The sequence below is a fragment of the Amycolatopsis sp. CA-161197 genome (assembly GCF_050942255.1).
Taxonomy (GTDB): Bacteria; Actinomycetota; Actinomycetes; order Mycobacteriales; family Pseudonocardiaceae; genus Amycolatopsis.
Window position 1 is genome coordinate 399127 of sequence record NZ_CP192059.1, and the last position, 15588, is coordinate 414714.

Sequence of the window (15588 nt, forward strand, 5' to 3'; positions counted from 1 at the left end):
CTAGCGGAACCCGGCGATCAGCGTTTTCGCCAGGCGGGCCGCGACGGCGGTGCCGCTGTCGGTGTCTTCGAAGGAGTCCAGGAAGGACTGCTGGAAGCACGCGCCGAGCAGCAGCCGTGCCGCCGCGTCGAGGTCGGTGTGGGCGGGGATGCGGCCGAGCGCGGCTTCGGCCCGCAGGTACGTCTCCACCAGGACGATCGGCTGCTCGGGGCCGTGTTCGGAGTCGAGCGCGGCGCGGTGGGTGCGCAGCAGGTCGCGCGAGGAGAAGATCGAGACGGAGATCGGGAAGCTCGCGCGGTAGAACTCGAGCGCGGTGCCGGCCAGCTCGGTCAGGTTCTGTTCCAGTGACGCGTCGGCGGCGTGGCGCGTGAGGCGCGCGGCCGTGGCGCCCAGCGCCGGCAGCTCCTCGCTCAGTACGGCGAGGAACAACGCCGTCTTGTCGCGGAAGTGCTTGTACAGCAAGGCTTCCGAATACCCCGCGGCCTGCGCGATGGCCTTCGTGGTCGCGTGTGCGTAGCCCTGCTCGCGCATGACCTTGGCGGCTGCGGCGACGAGGTCCTGACGGCTTCCCAACGGTGCTCCCTGAGGACGTTCTCAGTGTGGTGAGTGTTCACTCACCCTACCTGGTGAGTAAACACTCACCCCTGGGTCGGAGGAGTCGCCATGAAGATCACCGTTCTCGGCGCGAGTGGACGGATCGGCACGCTGGCCGTGCGGGAGGCGCTCGCGCGGGGCTGGCACGTGATGGCCGTGGTCCGGTCGCCCGAGCGGCTGCACGTCGCGAGCCATCCGCGGCTGGACGTCGCGGTGCACGCGCTGGACGATCCTTCGCTGGGTTCGGCGCTGGAGGGACGCGACGCGATCGTCCTGGCGCTCGGTGCGCGCGACCGCCGCCCGACCACGGTGAACGCCGACGGTGCGCGAGCCGTGATCGCGGCGGCCGGGACCACGCGGTTCGTCGCGGTGAGCGCGATCGGCCTGACGACCGAGGGCGACGACCCGTTCACGCGGTTCGTGGTCAAGCCCATCCTGGGTGCGGTGCTGCGCAACGGTTTCGACGATCTGCGCGTGATGGAGTCGGCGATCCGGGCCAGTGACCTGAAGTGGACGATCGTGCGTCCGCCTCGGCTCACCGACGGTCCGGCCACGGGCCGGGTGCGGTCGAGTTCGCGAGGCGCTTTGCGGGGCGGCTTCAGCATTTCGCGCGCGGACGTCGCGACGTTCCTGCTCGACGCGGCGGAGGATACGGCGTTGGTCGGGGAAACCGTCGGGATCGCGCGCGGTTGAGGACGAGTTGTCCACAACTCGCTCTGCCTGTGGACAACTCGGCCTCGCGGGCCGGAACGGTCGGTGACCGTGTTTAAGGTCGGTGGCATGGCTCTCCTCCGGCTCTTCCTGTTCGCCGCGCTGGCCCCGGTCCTCGCGGTGCAAGCGCTGCGCGTCCGCCGCGGCACCCCACGCCTGCCCGGCGCCGGCGGGCCGACCTCGGGCGTCCTCGGCGACGGCCCGGTGGTCCGGCTCGCCGTGCTCGGGGAGTCCACCGTGGACGGTGTCGGCGTGGCCGCGCACGCCGACGGGCTCACCGGTCAGCTCGCGAACGAGCTCGCCCGCCGTGGTCTGCGGGTGCGCTGGCAGGCGGTGGGTCTGACGGGGGCGACCGCCGCGGTGGTCCGGCGGTCGCTGGTCGCGCGGCTGGCGCCGGCCGACGTCGTGGTGGTCGCGCTGGGGGTGAACGACACCCTCGAGTTGCACTCGGCCGCGCGGTTCCGGCGCGACCTGCTGGGGGTGGTCGCCGACGTGCGGCAACGGCTGGGGCCGGTGCCGGTGGTCCTGGCCGGGGTGCCGCCGATGGCGAGCTTCCCGTCGTTGCCCCGGCCGCTGCGCGACGCGCTGTCCGCGCGCTCGACGGCGTTGGACGCGGCGGCGGCCGAGCTCGCGCGGCTGCCGGGCGTCACGTACTCGGCGATGACACCCGACCTGCTGTACGAGGGCACGTTCGCCGAGGACCGCTTCCACCCGGGGCCGGCCGGGTACCGCGACTGGGCCGCGGCGCTGGCGCCCGCGGTGGTCGCCGGCCTACCCGGGGTCACGGTCGATCCGCATCCGAGGGAGCCGCGCCAACCCATCTGACCAGCGGAGACGAAATGTTCCCAGAAATCTTCGCTCTCCGTGTATCTGGGGGGACCCTTGTTGCGTCCTATGGGGCAGCCGAGGGAAAAGGGAGACCCAGATGCCCGCCGAGTCCACCGAAGAGAACACGCCGACCACCCCCGCTCCGCCGGTCACCACCGGCAAGCCGCCGCACGGTGGCGGTGGCACGACGCAGCCTGACGGCGCTTTCGACCCCTACGACGAGCCGACCACCTCGAAGTAGCGAGACCGGGCGGCGCCCGGGGGCCGAGGGGGCTGCCGGACGCCGTCTGCCGGGCGGGTTCAGGGGAGGAGCCGCCCGGACGGGTTCGATGGGGAGCGGACCCGTGGAAGAGGGAGGGGAGCGCCGGCCGGTGCGGGTGCACGCCCGCGCCGGTCGGTGCACGAAGCCGCACCACCGGGCCGGCCCACGGGGGAGCCGCCCCGGCGCGGCTACAAGGGCCGGTCCACCGGATCGGCCCACGGAGGCCCGGTGCGGCTGGCGATCCGGTGCACCACACCGGATCGGGTGAGCGGCCAGGCCGGATCACGGAGCGGGCCGGAGGACCAACCGGCCCGGGTCGGCGGTCTGGCGCACCACGCCGGATCGGGTGATCAACCGGACCGGAGGACCAGACCGGTCCACGACGAGCCGGCCCGCCACCGCGGACCACGAGGACAGGAACCGGCACACCACGCCGGCTCACAGCGAGACCAGGTGACTGAGGACCGACCCACCAGGTCGGGCCACGGAAGCCGGACCCGACGAGGGCGAGGACCGGCGTACCGAGCCGGCACGACCGACGACCGACCCGCCAGGCCGGAGCACCGCGACACGAGGGACCGACCCGCCAGGTCGGCCAAGGGCAACTGAACCGCGAGGACGAGGACCGGCGCACCGAGACGGCGAGGACCGAGACCGAGGACCGAGAACCGAGGACCGAGAACCGAGGACCGGCCCCACCAGGTCGGGCCGCGGAAACCGGCCGCAAGGGGCTGGCCCACCAGGCCGGCCCGCCCACGATCGGACCACCCAGCACCCGACCGTGAGCCACCGATCCACAGCACCCGATCCACAGCACCGATCACCACCACTCCGCAGCACCACTCCGCAGCACCGACCCACCACGACGGCCCACCACCCGAGTAAGTGACCCGATGTATCCCAGCCCTTCCTGCCTGCTCCTTCCCCGAGAAGGCCCCCGAGACAGACCCGCGACACCGCCGCCGAACCCAACGCGCCTCGAGAGCGAGGCAGATACGGTGACCGACGTGCAAACCACCGAGGTAGACCCGCCATGGGAAGGCCTGACCGGCGTCGACCTGCACGCTGCCTGCATGGAGGCGGCGCGGGCCGGTGACCGGCGGGCGATGGCGAAACTCGTCGAGGAGCTGACGCCGCTCGTCTGGCACGTCGCGCGCGCGAACGGGCTGAACCGCCAGGTCGCCGAAGACGTCGTGCAGACGGTGTGGCTCGCTCTGTTCAGCCAGCTGGAGAAGCTGCGCGATCCGCGCGCGCTGGCCGCGTGGCTGATCACCACCGCGAGACGCGAAGCAGCCCACCCGTACGGGCGCCGCGTCCAGCCGGTGCCGTTGAGCGACGAGGTCGCCGAGAACCTCGAAAGCACCCACCCCGCGCCCGAGGACGAAGCCGTGCGCGCCGACAACGACCGACGGGTCTGGCGCGCCTTCCTCCGGCTGCCCACTCGCTGCCAGGAACTGCTTCGCCTCACCGTTCTCGCCGGCCGCGCCGAATACCAGGCGGTGGCCGAAGCGATGCGGATGCCGCGCGGCAGCATCGGACCCACCAGGGGTCGTTGCCTCGACACGATGCGCGATCTCCTCGCAGGAGAAGGGGGTGGCCGATGAACGACATCGGCGCGCCGGGAAGTGGCAGCGCTCTGCCGGACGACGAGACGCTGCTTGCCGATCTAGGCCGTTTCCTCGACGAACTGGACCCGCCACCGGACGATCTGGTGCAGCGGGTCCAGTTCGCGCTCGAACTGGAGAACCTCGACGTCGAGGTCGCGCGGTGGGAGCGCGCCGGCGAGCTCGCCGGCGTCCGCAGCACGGCCACGGGCACGATCACGTTCACCGTCAGCGACCTGACGGTGATGATCAACTTGACCCGCGTCGGCAAGCTGCACCGGATCGACGGCTGGCTCGCGCCCGCCGGCGAGTACGAGGTGGAGATCCGCGTGGCCGACGAGGGCACGTTCGCCACCGTCGCCGACGAGGGTGGCCGGTTCGTGCTCGAGAACGTGCCGTGCGGGACCACGCAGATCCTGGTGCACCTCGGTGAGGGGCCGCGGCGCCGGACTGTCGTGACTCCCACGGTCGTGCTCTAGAACCCGGACGGGCGTTACGGCGTGTCGCTGGAGTGTGCTCAGATAGAGGGTGTGTCCGAGCAGCAATCCGCCTCCGATCGGGTGATCGCGGCGGCGGCTGACTTCTACACGAGGGGCCGCGCCGCAGCCGCCGACTTCCGGCCGGGCGCCGCGGTACGCCTGTTCCACCAGGCGCTGAACCGGCTCGCGCGGGCTCCCGAGCCGGTGGGCGACGTCCTCGAGCTGCACACCCGCGTGCTCATCAGCCTGGCCTCGGCCGAAGCGGAGGTCACGTCGACCGAGGCGGGTCTGGCGCACCTCGAGGTCGCCGAAACCGTGCGGCTGCGGCTTCCGGAGGGCGCGGTGCGCGGCTCGTTGCGGCTGATCATCAGCCTGCAGCGCGCCGTTGTCGTGATGCGCGCGGGCCGCTCCGCCGACGCGCTGGCCCTCTACGACCTCGTGCTGCCGTCCATCGAGTCCGAAGTGGACGACGGCTTCCTGCTGCTCGTGCGGACGCTGAACAACCGCGCCCTCGTGCACATGGCGATGAACAAGCCGGACGCCGCGCACCGCGACCTCAGCCGTGCGCTCACGCTCGCCGTCGAGCACGGTCACACGCTGCTCGAAGGGAAGATCCGGCAGAACCTCGGCGACCACGCCCAGCTCGTCGGCGACGTGCCCGAGGCCTTGCGCAACTACGAGGAAGCGGCGCGGCTCTACGGCACCGTCAGCCCCGGATCGCTGCAGGTCGTGCGCCTCGACCAGGCGCGGGCGCTGCTCACCGCGGGCCTCGGCGAGGAAGCGGCGCGCCACCTCGACGAAGCGCTCCCGCAGCTGCGGGCCAACCGCACGGGCCAGTACGTCGCCGAAGCGGAAGTCGCCCGCGCCGCCGCCGCGCTGCTGGAGGGAGACTTCGAGCTGGCGCGCAAGTTCGCGTCCGCCGCGCGCCGCCGGTTCCTGCGCCGCGGCAACACGACGTGGGCCGAGATCGCCGGCCTCGCCCGGTTCCGCGCCGACGCGCACAAGATCCTCAGCACGCGGGGCGCCCGGTCGACCCCGCGGCTGCCCGCCGAACTCGTGGCGCTGGCCGAACGCCTGTCGGGGCTCGGGGTGCGTGACGAGGCGGCCGTCGCGCGGCTGCTCGCCGTCCGGCTCCTGTTGCGGCGCCGGGAAATGGACGAGGCCGCGAAGGTGCTGGCCCGGGTGCCGAAGCCGCGCGAGACGACGCCGATCGACCACCGGATGCTGTTCCGGTTGTGCCGCGCGGAGCTGGCCGTGGCCACGGGCCGGCCGCGGTCCGCGCTCGCGCAGGCGCGCGCCGGGCTTCGTGAGCTGGGCATGATCCGCGACCGCATGGGCGGGCTCGACCTGGTGTGCGGCACGGCCGTGCACGGCGAAGAACTGGGCCGGCTCGCGATGCAGCTCGTGCTGCGCCGCGCCCGCAACAACGCCGCGGGCGCCCGCCGCATGTTCGCGTGGCTGGAGCGCACGCGGGCCCAGGTCTACCGCTACGAACCGCTGCCGGTAATCGAGGATCCGGTGCTGTCGAAGCACATCACGGAGATGCGGCACCTGCAGCGCACGATCCAGCGCGCCCGTGCCGAGGGCGAGCCTGTGAAGGCGCTGGAGCAGCGCTATTCCGCACTGCAGCACGAGGCGAGCCGGCTCGGCTGGCACACGAGCCCGTGGGGCCGGCCGCGGCCGGTCGCGACGCCGGACGAGGTCGTGGCGCAGCTCGGCGACCGCGTGCTCGTGAGCCTGGTGCCGTACAACGGGCAGCTGTACTCGGTGGTCGTCGACCGCGGGTCGTTCCGGCTGCTGAAGCTCGGGCCGTACCACGACATCGTGGAGACGGCGAAGCAACTGCACGCCGACCTCGACGCCCTTGCACCCGACCACCTGCCCCCGATGCTGGCCGAGACCGTGGCGGCGTCCGCCGTCCGGCGCGCGGACAAGCTCGACGCGCTGATCTCCGCGTCGCTGGTCAAGACGCTCGACGACCGCGAACTCGTGATCGTCCCGATCGGGCAGCTCTACGCGATGCCGTGGGGCGCGCTGCCGTCGCTGCGCGGCCACGCGGTGTCCATCGCGCCGTCGGCCACCGCGTGGATCACCGCCAAACGCGCTACCGACGCCGACGCCGTGCTGCTCGCCGGCGGTCCCGGCGTGCCCGGCGCGGTCGGCGAGGTGAGCAAACTGCGTTCGGTCTACCCGGACGCCCGGCTCGTCGACGGCTCCGGCGCCACCAGCTCCGCCGTCCTCGCCGCGCTCGACGGCACCCGCCTGGCCCACCTCGTCGCCCACGGCGCCCACGAGCCGGCCAACGCGTTGTTCTCCCGCCTCGAACTCGTCGACGGCCCACTGTTCGCGCACGAGACCTCGCGCCTCGCGAACCCGCCCGAACGCGTTGTCCTCGCGGCCTGCGAGCTGGCGATGAGCCACATCCGCCCGGGTGAGGAAGCCCTCGGCTTCGCCGGCACGCTGCTCGCGAGCGGCTCTCGTACGGTGATCGGCGCCGTCGCCCGCGTCGGCGACCGCGCGGCGGCGGACACGATGGCGGACCTGCACCGGCGGCTGTCCGACGGTACGCCGCCCGCGCTGGCGCTGGCGGAGGCGATCGCCGTGGACCCGCTGCGGCGACCGTTCGTCTGCCTGGGCGCGGGCTGACCGACTAGCCCAGGAAGTCCGCGAGCGGAACCGGCGTCAGGCCGTCTTTCTTGGCCTGCGCGAGAAAAGCCTCGTAGTCTTCCTTGAACGTCTTGCGGAAGTGCATCAGCACGATGTCGCCCGGGCGCAGCTTGTCGCCGACCTGGAACTGGACGTGGCCGTCGTTCACGGCCGCGGACCACAGCACGGCGACCCGCATGCCGCAGAGCTGGGCGGCGTGCAGCGTGTTGTGGTCGTAGTTGCCGAACGGTGGCCGGAACAACACGGGCCGCACGCCGAGCTCGCGCTGGAAGTCGTCGGCGTCGTCGCAGATCTGCTTTTGCTGGTAGGCCAGCGGTTTGCCCTTGAGGTTGGGGTGGTCGACGGTGTGGTCGCCCAGCGTCGCGCCCGTCGAGTCCAAAATGGACTTGAAGTAGGCCTCGTGGCCCTTCACGTAACGCTGGTTCAGAAACAGCACCGGGTGCCCGCCCGACTGCTGGATCAGGCCCGGCGCCGAGGGGTCCTTGACGGCGCCGTCGTCCATGGTGATGAACACGTACGGCTTCGTGGTGGTGATCCGGCGGACCACGCCGACCTTGCCGTCGGCGATGGCGGGCGCCTTCTGCTGCACCGTGCCGAACGGGTACGGCCCCGGCGGAACCGTCGGGTGCACCGCGCCGGGCGCGGGGTTCGGCTGGCTGGGCGACGGCGCCACAACCGGTGCCGGCGCGGAACAAGCCGCCACCGCGAACAACCCGGCCACCACCACACCCAGCTTCGTCACACGCTTCACACGAGGGGAGACGTCGCGCCCGGGGCCGGAGTTGAACCGCTGTGGCCCAGCGCACCCCGGTCAGCGCCCGGAGTCGGCCGCTTTGACCAGTTGTGCCGAGAGAATCCGGATCGCACCGCGGAGCGCGGCGGCGGCGAAGGCTCCGGTGCCGGGCACGGACTCGGTGAACGAACCCGTCCAGCGCAGGTCCGTGCCACCCGCGGAATTGGGGGTGAAGAACACCTCGGCGCGGTAGTCGCGGACCGGCCCGGAACCGTCGAACGTGTAGACGTGGCGCCGGTCGGGCTCGTACTCCACCGTCTTCTCCCGCAGCAGCACCGGCCACAATCCCACCTCGCGGACGGCGCCGACGCCGTTGGGATCGTCGTCACCCCGCCGTGCCCAGCGGGCCTGAACGATCAGCGGCCGGCCCCACGTCGACCACAGCGGACCCTCGGTTTCCAGGCGGAACAGGACTTCCGGCGGCGCCGTGCTCACGCGGTTGACCTCGAACGAGAACGTACGGCCCGGCATCGTCGGCCCCTTCCGTCTTGTTGACAGGGTGATAATTAACCCGAGACGCTCAGCGTAGGTCAAGATGGGTGCGTGAGCCGCCCCGACTTCGCCGCGCCGCACTGGCTGGTCCAGCTCCTCCGCTCGAAACCGGTCCCGGTGCCGTGGAACATGGTCGCCCGCGCCGTCCTCGCGCTCGCCACGCCGCTGGCCGTCGCGTACGCGGCCGGCGACATCGCGGTGGGTGCCCTGGTTTCCACCGGCGCGCTGCCCGCCGTGTTGTCCGAGGCCGCCGGGCCGTACCGCTACCGCGCGCGCCGGCTGGGCGGCGCGACGCTCGCGGCGGCCGGCGGATACCTCGTCGGCCTCCTCACGGGCGTGGTGCCGGCGTGGTCGATCCCGGCGATCGTCGTGATCGCCGCGGTGTCGGCGCTGATCAGCGCGGCCGGCAGCAACGCGTCGGTGGCGGCGCTGCAGATGTTCGTCTTCTGCGTGCTCGGCACCGCGCAGCACGCGACGGGCCTGAAGGTCGAAGAGCTGTTCGGCTACTTCTGCCTCGGCGCGGCCTGGAGCCTGTTCGTGGCGCTGGTGACGTGGACGGTCCGTGGCACGAGCCCCGAACGCACCGCTGTCGCGCAGGTCTACATCGAGCTCGCCGCGATGCTGTCGGCCACCGACGAGCCGACGTCGCGCGTCGCCCGCAACCAGCTGACCACGGCCATGAGCACCGCGTACGACCGGCTGCTCACCGCGCGCTCGTGGCTCTCGGGTCGCGACGCCGCGTACCGCCAGCTGCTGAACCTGTTGTCCGCCACCACTCCTGCCGTCGAGGCGTCCGTGGCGATGGTCAACGCCGGGCACCGGCCGCCGCCCGAGGTCATCGACTACCTCGCCGGCGCGGCCGCGTCCGTGCTCGCGACCCAGCCGCTGCCTGCGCCGCCGCCGATGCCCGAGGACGACCTCGACCCGGTGGAGTCCGCGCTCTACGCCGGTCTCGCGCGCATCGAGAAAGGCGACGACCGGCAGCGCCGCAAGCCCGCGTCGCCGGCGCAGCGCTTGCGCGAATGGCTCGGTTCGCTCGCTTCGGGTCCCTACACGTGGCTGGCCGCCCTGCGCCTCACGGTGTGCGTGGCGGTGGCCGAAGTCGTGGCGCTGCTGGTGCCGTTCGAGCGTTCGTACTGGATCACGCTCACGGTCGGTGTGGTGCTGAAACCCGACTTCGGCTCGGTCTTCGGCCGCGCGCTGCTGCGCGGCATGGGGACGATCGCCGGCGTCGGCCTCGGCGCGATCGTGCTCGCCGTCGGCGCGCGCGGCTGGGTGCTGGTGGTGCTGATCGCCCTGTTCGCGGGCGGCGCCGCGATCGGGAAGGTGCGCAACTACGGCATGCTCGGCACCTTCGTGACGCCGCTGATCATCCTGCAGATGGACCTCGCCCAGACGGGCAGCTGGTCGGTCGTCCTCGCGCGGCTGCTGGACACCGTCACCGGCTGCGTGATCGTGCTGCTGATCGGCTACCTGCTCTGGCCCGGCTCCCGCCGCCCGCGTGTCGGCGGCCGGCTGGCGGACAGCTTCGACACGGTCGCGGATTACGTGCGTGCCGCCTTGGTCCTCAACTCGACCCCCGAAGCACGACTGGCCCGTTCCCGCTCGCGCCGCGCCGCCTACCGCGCTCTCGCGGACCTGCGCACGGCGTTCCAGCAGGTGATCGTGGAGCCCTCACCCGCGGGCCGGCACGCCGTGGCATGGTGGCCGGTGATCGCCGGGCTGGAGCGCGTGGCCGACGCCGTCACCGAGGTCTCCGTGACACTCGGCCGCGGCGTGCCCGCCCCGTCGCCCGCGGAGATCTCGCTGCTCACCGACGCCTTGGCCGAACTCGCGGCGGCCGTGCGCGAACAGCGTGAGCCCGGATCCGTGCCCCTGCCGGACAGCGCCCAGCTCGCCGGCGTCGTCGACCAGCTCGGCTCGACCTTCGACGCGGTGCGCGGTCCGGACCTCGTCGAGACCACGCCGCTGCGGCTGGTGCGCCGGTTCCTGCCCTACCACCGGCGCACCTGACCGGCCGCCTACTGCTGCGGGGGCTGCTGCTGACCGTCGCCGGGCTTGTCGGTGCCGGCGAGCTTGCCGAGGAAGTCCTTGGCCTTCTCCACCCCGCCGTCGATCTGCGCGTCGTGGCCGCTCGTCTTGGCCTTGGCGAACCCGGCCGCCTTGTCGAGGCCCTGCTCGATCTTGTCGCTGTTGTCCCGCAGCGCCTCGGTGGCTTTGTTCTTGAGCTCGTCGAAGTTGATGCCCATGCTCGCTCCCCAATCCCGGAGTTCAGACGCCCCCATCGTCACACAACGGACGCCCCCGGCAACTCCGGCGAATTCCCTGGGGTCAGTTGACTTCCCCGCCGGCCACGCCGTCCTCCAGCGCCGTGATGCGGCCGCCGCGTTCGCCCAGGCCGATGAGGGCTTCGCGGGCGTCCGGGGAGGCGGAACGGCGTGACCGAGAGCGCGGCGCAGGTCGGCCTCGGTTTCCCGCCGGCCGGCGCACCGGTTCCGAAAACGGCGTGCTGGCCGGAGGCGATGCGGACGCGGTGCTTTCCCTGACCCGGCAACTCCGGCGAATTCCCTGGGGTCAGTTGACTTCCCCGGCGGCCACGCCGTCTTCCAGCGCCGTGATGCGGCCGCCGCGTTCGCCCAGGCCGATCAGGGCTTCGCGGGCGTCCGGGGCGGACAGGGTGATGCGGACGCCCGAGCGGGCGGCGTCGTGGGCGGCGGCCCAGGCCAGGGCGCCGTCGTGGCCGGCTTTGATGGTGGCGGCGAGGCCGCCGGTGGAGGCGAGCGAGCCGCGGGCGGCGCCGAGGCGGCCGAGGGCCTCGTCGACGATGGGCAGGAGCGCGTCGCGGTTGCCTTCGGTCATGGCGCGGACCAGTTCGGGGCTGGAGCCGGCCACGCGGGTGCCGTCGCGGTAGGAGCCGGCGGCCAGGGACATCGCGAGCGGGCCGCCCTGGGCGCCGATGGTCGCGAGGATCGCGGCGAACAGGTGGGGCAGGTGCGAGATCCGCGCGACGGTCTCGTCGTGTGAGTCGGCGGGCAGCGGCACGGCGAACGCGCCGACGTCGAGCACCAGCCGGGTCACCTCGGCCCACGCCTCCAGGTCGGTGTCCTCCTCGACGCCGACGACCCAGGCCGCGCCCTCGAACAGCGAAGCGTTGCCCGCGAGCCAGCCCGACTCGGCCGTGCCCGCCATCGGGTGCCCGCCGACGTAACGCGTGTACGGCGCGCGCCGGCGCACGGCGTCGAGCATCGGGCCCTTCACGCTGACGACGTCGGTGAGAATGCAGTGCGGTGCGTGCTGCGCGACCAGCCGCAGCAGGTTCTCGACGGCCGGCAGCGGCACGGCGAGCACGATCAGCGCCTCGGCCGACTCCGCCCGGTGCAGCGCGGCTTCCACGTCGGTGGTCACGTCGTAGCCCGCGCGGCTGGCGGCGTCGGCGTCCACTTCGGACACCGCGGCGCCCCACGTGGTCCTGCCGCCGGCCACGCTCGCGCGCAGCAGCGACCCGCCGATGAGCCCGAGCCCGATCACGCACACATCTCGCACGGGCCTCATCCTGCCAGTGGCCGCAACCCGGCTACAGCGTGGCCGCCAGGCGCGTGCCCTGGTCGATGGCGCGTTTCGCGTCCAGCTCGGCCGCCACGTCGGCGCCGCCGATGAGGTGCACCGGCGTCGAACCCAGCGCGTCGGCCAGGTCCCGCACGGGCTCCTGACCGGCGCAGACGACCACCGTGTCCACCTCCAGCAGCCGCGGCTTCCCGTCGACGGTGACGTGCAGCCCGGCGTCGTCCACCCGCTCGTACGTGACGCCGGAGATCCGCTCCACGCCCTTCGCCTTCAGCGCGGCCCGGTGCACCCAGCCCGACGTCTTGCCCAGCGACGCCCCGATCGGCGTCTTCTTGCGTTGCAGCAGGTAGACGGTCCGCGGCGACGGCGAAGGCCGCGCCACCCCGAGCCCACCCGGGGCCAGGTCGGGGTCCGTGACGCCCCACTCTGCCATCCACTCGTCGCGATCCAGGGACGACGACGTGAGGAACTCGCTCACGTCCACCCCGATCCCGCCGGCCCCGATCACGGCGACCCGCGACCCGACCGACGCGCCACCTCGCACGACGTCCACGTAGGACACCACCTTCGGATGGTCGATCCCCGCCAGCGTGGGCACCCGCGGCACGACGCCCGTGGCCAGCACGACCTCGTCGAACCCGGTCAGATCCGCCGCCGAGGCCCGCCGTGACAGGTGCACCTTCACGCCCGTGACCTCCAGCCGCCGTGCGTAGTAGCGGATGGTCTCGGCGAACTCCTCCTTGCCCGGGATCCGCCGCGCGATGCCGAACTGGCCGCCGATCTCGTCGGCCGCCTCGAACAGCTCCACGCGGTGGCCGCGCTCGCCCAGCGCCGTCGCGGCCGCGAGCCCCGCCGGGCCGGCACCCACGACGGCCACGTGCTTCGCCCGCCGAGCCGGCGACAGCACCAGCGTCGTCTCGTGCCCGGCGCGTGGGTTGACCAGGCACGACACGGGTTTGCGGCGGAACGCGTGGTCGAGGCAGGCCTGGTTGCACGCGATGCAGGTGTTGATTTCGTCGTCTCGGCCCTCCGAGGCCTTGCGGACCCACGCCGGGTCGGCGAGGAACGGCCGCGCCAGCGACACGAGGTCCGCGTCGCCGCGCGCCAGCACCTCTTCGGCGACCTGCGGCATGTTGATCCGGTTCGAGGTGACCACCGGGATCGACACGTGCGGCTTGAGCTTCCCCGTCACCCACGTGAACGCGGCGCGCGGCACCGAAGTCACGATCGTCGGCACGCGCGCCTCGTGCCAGCCGATGCCGGTGTTGATGATCGTCGCGCCGGCGGCCTCGACCTCTTTCGCGAGGGCCACGACGTCGTCCCAGCTCTGGCCGCCTTCGACCAGGTCGAGCATCGAGAGCCGGTAGATGATGATGAAGTCCGGCCCCACCTTTTCGCGCGTGCGCCGCACGACCTCCACGGCGAACCGGCGGCGCTTTTCCGTGGAGCCGCCCCAGCCGTCGGTGCGCTTGTTGGTGCGCTCGGCCAGGAACTGGTTGATCAGGTAGCCCTCGGAGCCCATGATCTCCACGCCGTCGTACCCCGCCTCGCGGGCGAGGGCCGCGCAGTCGGCGAACGCGCGGATCGTCCGCCGGATGCCGTAGCCGGTCAGCGCGCGCGGGCGGAACGGGTTGATCGGCGCCTTGAGGCTCGACGCGGAGACGCTCAGCGGGTTGTAGGAGTAGCGGCCCGCGTGCAGGATCTGCAGCGCGATCTTGCCGCCGGCCTCGTGCACGGGTGCGGTGAGCTGCCGGTGTTCCTTGGCTTCCGCCGTCGTCGAAAGCTTCGATGCGAACGGCAGCAGCCAGCCCGTGCGGTTCGGCGCGAACCCGCCGGTGACGATCAGGCCGACGCCGCCGCGAGCGCGCTCGGCGTAGTACTCGGCGAGCTGCGGGAAGTGCGCCGCGCGGTCTTCGAGGCCGGTGTGCATCGAGCCCATGAGCACGCGGTTGCGCAAGGTGGTGAAGCCGAGGTCCAGGGGTTCGAGGAGGTGCGGGTAGGGCGTCATCGGGCGTCCTTCTCGTCGTGGTGCAGCGCGGTCAAGACCTCGTCGAGCCACTCGACCTGGCCTTCTTCGGCCCGGATTCCGCCGCGCAGCACGAGGTACTGGTGCCGGGCGCGGCCGCTCACGGGGGCGGGGAAGTCGCGTTTCTCGATCCGGCGGTACGCGTCGAGCCGCTCGGCGTGGGCCGCGCGGTGCCGGGCCAGCTCTTCGGCGACGGCCTGTTCGTCTCCGAACGACGCCCCGCGCAGCTTCACCGCCAGCTCCTGCGGCCCGGCCGACGCGTTGGGCTCCGCGAGCCACCGCCGCAGCTCGGCGCGTCCGGTTTCGCTGACGGTGTGCACCTTCTTGTCCGGCCGCCCGTCCTGCGCGACGGTCTCCACGGCCACCCAGCCGGCCTCTTCCATCCGCTTGAGCACGCGGTAGATCTGCTGGTGGGTGGCGCTCCAGAACAGGCCGATGGACTTCTCGAAGCGGCGCGCGAGCTCGTAGCCCGAACCCGAGCGTTCGGACAGCGAGACGAGGATCGCGTGCTCCAGTGCCATGGCGCTCAGGGTGCTATGCAACTAGGTGCAGTGCAACCCGGTGCAACGCAGGTCACCCGGCAGGGTGGGGCAAATCGGGTCGACGAATGGCGTGAACCGACCAGGATGGACACCGTGCACCCGGTTCTGGAACTGATCAACGAGCGGCTGGCGTCGGGCAGCGTGCCGGGGGAGCGGAGTGACGACCGCCGCCTCGTGCTCGCGATCGAAGGGGGCAGCAGCCGTGGCACGTACTCGAGCGGCATGGTCCTGGCCCTGGACGAGATGGGCGCGACACCCGCGTTCGACGCCGTCTACGGCTCGTCTGCCGGCGCTCTGAACGCCGCGTGGCTGCTCTGCGGACGCTCGCAGACGGGCGTGCGCACCTGGTGGAACCCCACCGTGATGCGCCGGATCATCAACCCGCTTCAAGCACTGCGGGGCAAGTCCGTGATCGACCTGGACTACCTCGTGCACCAGGTGTATTCGGTGCTGGAGCCCATGGACTTCCCGGCGATCCTCGCCAACCCCGTCACCTTCCACCCTCTGGCGACCGACGCGGACACCGGCGAGTCCACCGACCTGCATCCGTTCATCTCCGAGGTTGCCGACATCAAAACCGCCCTGGCGGCCTCGTCGTGCATGCCGGTCCTCGCCGGCCCGCCCATCGCGATGGGCGGGCATCGCTTTGTCGACGCGGGCGTGGCGGAGCCGCTGCCCTTTCGGACGGCCCTCGCTCAAGGCGCGACGGACGTGCTGGTCCTGCGCACGCGCCGCTCGGACGAGCTCCCGGCCCCACCGCCCCGGGTCCAGGACGTCGTCGTGCCCCGCTTCCTGCGCCGCCACGCCCCGGGCACGATCAACGCCTGGCGCGACCAATACGCCCACGACCTCGACGACGAACGCCTGCTACGCGAAGACCCCCGCCTGGCGAGCATCCGCCCACCCGCCGGCTCCCCGGCCGTCGGCGCCCTGGAACGCGACCCCTCCGTCCTGCGCCGCGCGGTGGAACTAGGGCGGGACGCGGTGTACAGCGCGTTGGAGCAGCTGAGGGAAGCTTCCTGAAGC

Annotated in this window: 15 protein-coding genes; 8 read left to right on the forward strand and 7 right to left on the reverse strand. The window is 72.4% G+C overall.

Annotated elements, in window-relative coordinates; genetic code table 11:
• Positions 1-573 (reverse strand): TetR/AcrR family transcriptional regulator, encoded by a 573-nt coding sequence (locus tag ACQPXB_RS01995; protein ID WP_432849235.1) that lies wholly within the window; start codon positions 571-573, stop codon positions 1-3.
• Between the two features lie 90 nt (positions 574-663).
• Here ACQPXB_RS01995 and ACQPXB_RS02000 point away from each other — a divergent pair, with 90 nt between their 5' ends.
• From ACQPXB_RS02000 to ACQPXB_RS02025, 6 genes are all read left to right on the forward strand, one after another.
• Complete coding sequence (locus ACQPXB_RS02000) at positions 664-1287, forward strand: NAD(P)-dependent oxidoreductase (RefSeq protein ID WP_432849236.1); 624 nt, start codon at positions 664-666, stop codon at positions 1285-1287.
• A gap of 87 nt (positions 1288-1374) precedes the next feature.
• Positions 1375-2130, forward strand: coding sequence for an SGNH/GDSL hydrolase family protein (locus ACQPXB_RS02005; RefSeq protein ID WP_432849237.1), 756 nt, complete (start codon positions 1375-1377; stop codon positions 2128-2130).
• A gap of 100 nt (positions 2131-2230) precedes the next feature.
• A complete protein-coding gene (locus ACQPXB_RS02010) occupies positions 2231-2374 on the forward strand; it encodes a hypothetical protein (protein ID WP_366577473.1) in 144 nt (47 codons plus the stop codon).
• Positions 2375-3393: 1019 nt separating this feature from the next.
• Positions 3394-3999, forward strand: coding sequence for an RNA polymerase sigma factor (locus tag ACQPXB_RS02015; RefSeq protein ID WP_285970991.1), 606 nt, complete (start codon positions 3394-3396; stop codon positions 3997-3999).
• Positions 3996-4478, forward strand: a complete 483-nt coding sequence (locus tag ACQPXB_RS02020; RefSeq protein WP_366577477.1) for a carboxypeptidase regulatory-like domain-containing protein — start codon at positions 3996-3998, stop codon at positions 4476-4478. The genes ACQPXB_RS02015 and ACQPXB_RS02020 overlap by 4 nt, the downstream gene beginning before the upstream one ends.
• Positions 4479-4529: 51 nt before the next feature.
• Positions 4530-7124 carry a CHAT domain-containing protein gene (locus ACQPXB_RS02025; RefSeq protein ID WP_432849238.1) on the forward strand — a complete coding sequence of 865 codons (2595 nt, stop codon included), beginning with the start codon at positions 4530-4532 and terminating at the stop codon, positions 7122-7124.
• A 4-nt stretch (positions 7125-7128) separates the two neighbouring features.
• On the opposite strand, the gene ACQPXB_RS02030 is transcribed toward ACQPXB_RS02025, so the two are convergent.
• Positions 7129-7872, reverse strand: a complete 744-nt coding sequence (locus ACQPXB_RS02030; protein WP_432857232.1) for a polysaccharide deacetylase family protein — start codon at positions 7870-7872, stop codon at positions 7129-7131.
• 84 nt (positions 7873-7956) lie between these two features.
• Entirely contained in the window at positions 7957-8409 is a 453-nt protein-coding gene (locus ACQPXB_RS02035) for an SRPBCC family protein (RefSeq protein ID WP_366577479.1), read from the reverse strand.
• Between the two features lie 72 nt (positions 8410-8481).
• Here ACQPXB_RS02035 and ACQPXB_RS02040 point away from each other — a divergent pair, with 72 nt between their 5' ends.
• Positions 8482-10443, forward strand: a complete 1962-nt coding sequence (locus ACQPXB_RS02040; protein WP_432849239.1) for an FUSC family protein — start codon at positions 8482-8484, stop codon at positions 10441-10443.
• Between the two features lie 8 nt (positions 10444-10451).
• On the opposite strand, the gene ACQPXB_RS02045 is transcribed toward ACQPXB_RS02040, so the two are convergent.
• The 4 genes from ACQPXB_RS02045 to ACQPXB_RS02060 all read right to left on the reverse strand — a co-directional run bounded on the left by ACQPXB_RS02045 (position 10452) and on the right by ACQPXB_RS02060 (position 14541).
• Positions 10452-10679, reverse strand: coding sequence for an antitoxin (locus ACQPXB_RS02045; protein WP_366577483.1), 228 nt, complete (start codon positions 10677-10679; stop codon positions 10452-10454).
• A 325-nt stretch (positions 10680-11004) separates the two neighbouring features.
• Positions 11005-11982: a prephenate dehydrogenase gene (locus ACQPXB_RS02050; protein ID WP_366577485.1), complete on the reverse strand. Its 978-nt coding sequence runs from the start codon at positions 11980-11982 to the stop codon at positions 11005-11007.
• Positions 11983-12004: 22 nt separating this feature from the next.
• Positions 12005-14002, reverse strand: a complete 1998-nt coding sequence (locus ACQPXB_RS02055; protein ID WP_432849240.1) for an FAD-dependent oxidoreductase — start codon at positions 14000-14002, stop codon at positions 12005-12007.
• A complete protein-coding gene (locus ACQPXB_RS02060; protein WP_432849241.1) occupies positions 13999-14541 on the reverse strand; it encodes a PadR family transcriptional regulator in 543 nt (180 codons plus the stop codon). The genes ACQPXB_RS02055 and ACQPXB_RS02060 overlap by 4 nt, the downstream gene beginning before the upstream one ends.
• A gap of 105 nt (positions 14542-14646) precedes the next feature.
• Between ACQPXB_RS02060 and ACQPXB_RS02065 the strand changes: the two genes are divergently transcribed.
• Entirely contained in the window at positions 14647-15585 is a 939-nt protein-coding gene (locus ACQPXB_RS02065; RefSeq protein WP_366577491.1) for a patatin-like phospholipase family protein, read from the forward strand.
• The last annotated feature ends 3 nt before the right edge of the window (positions 15586-15588 follow it).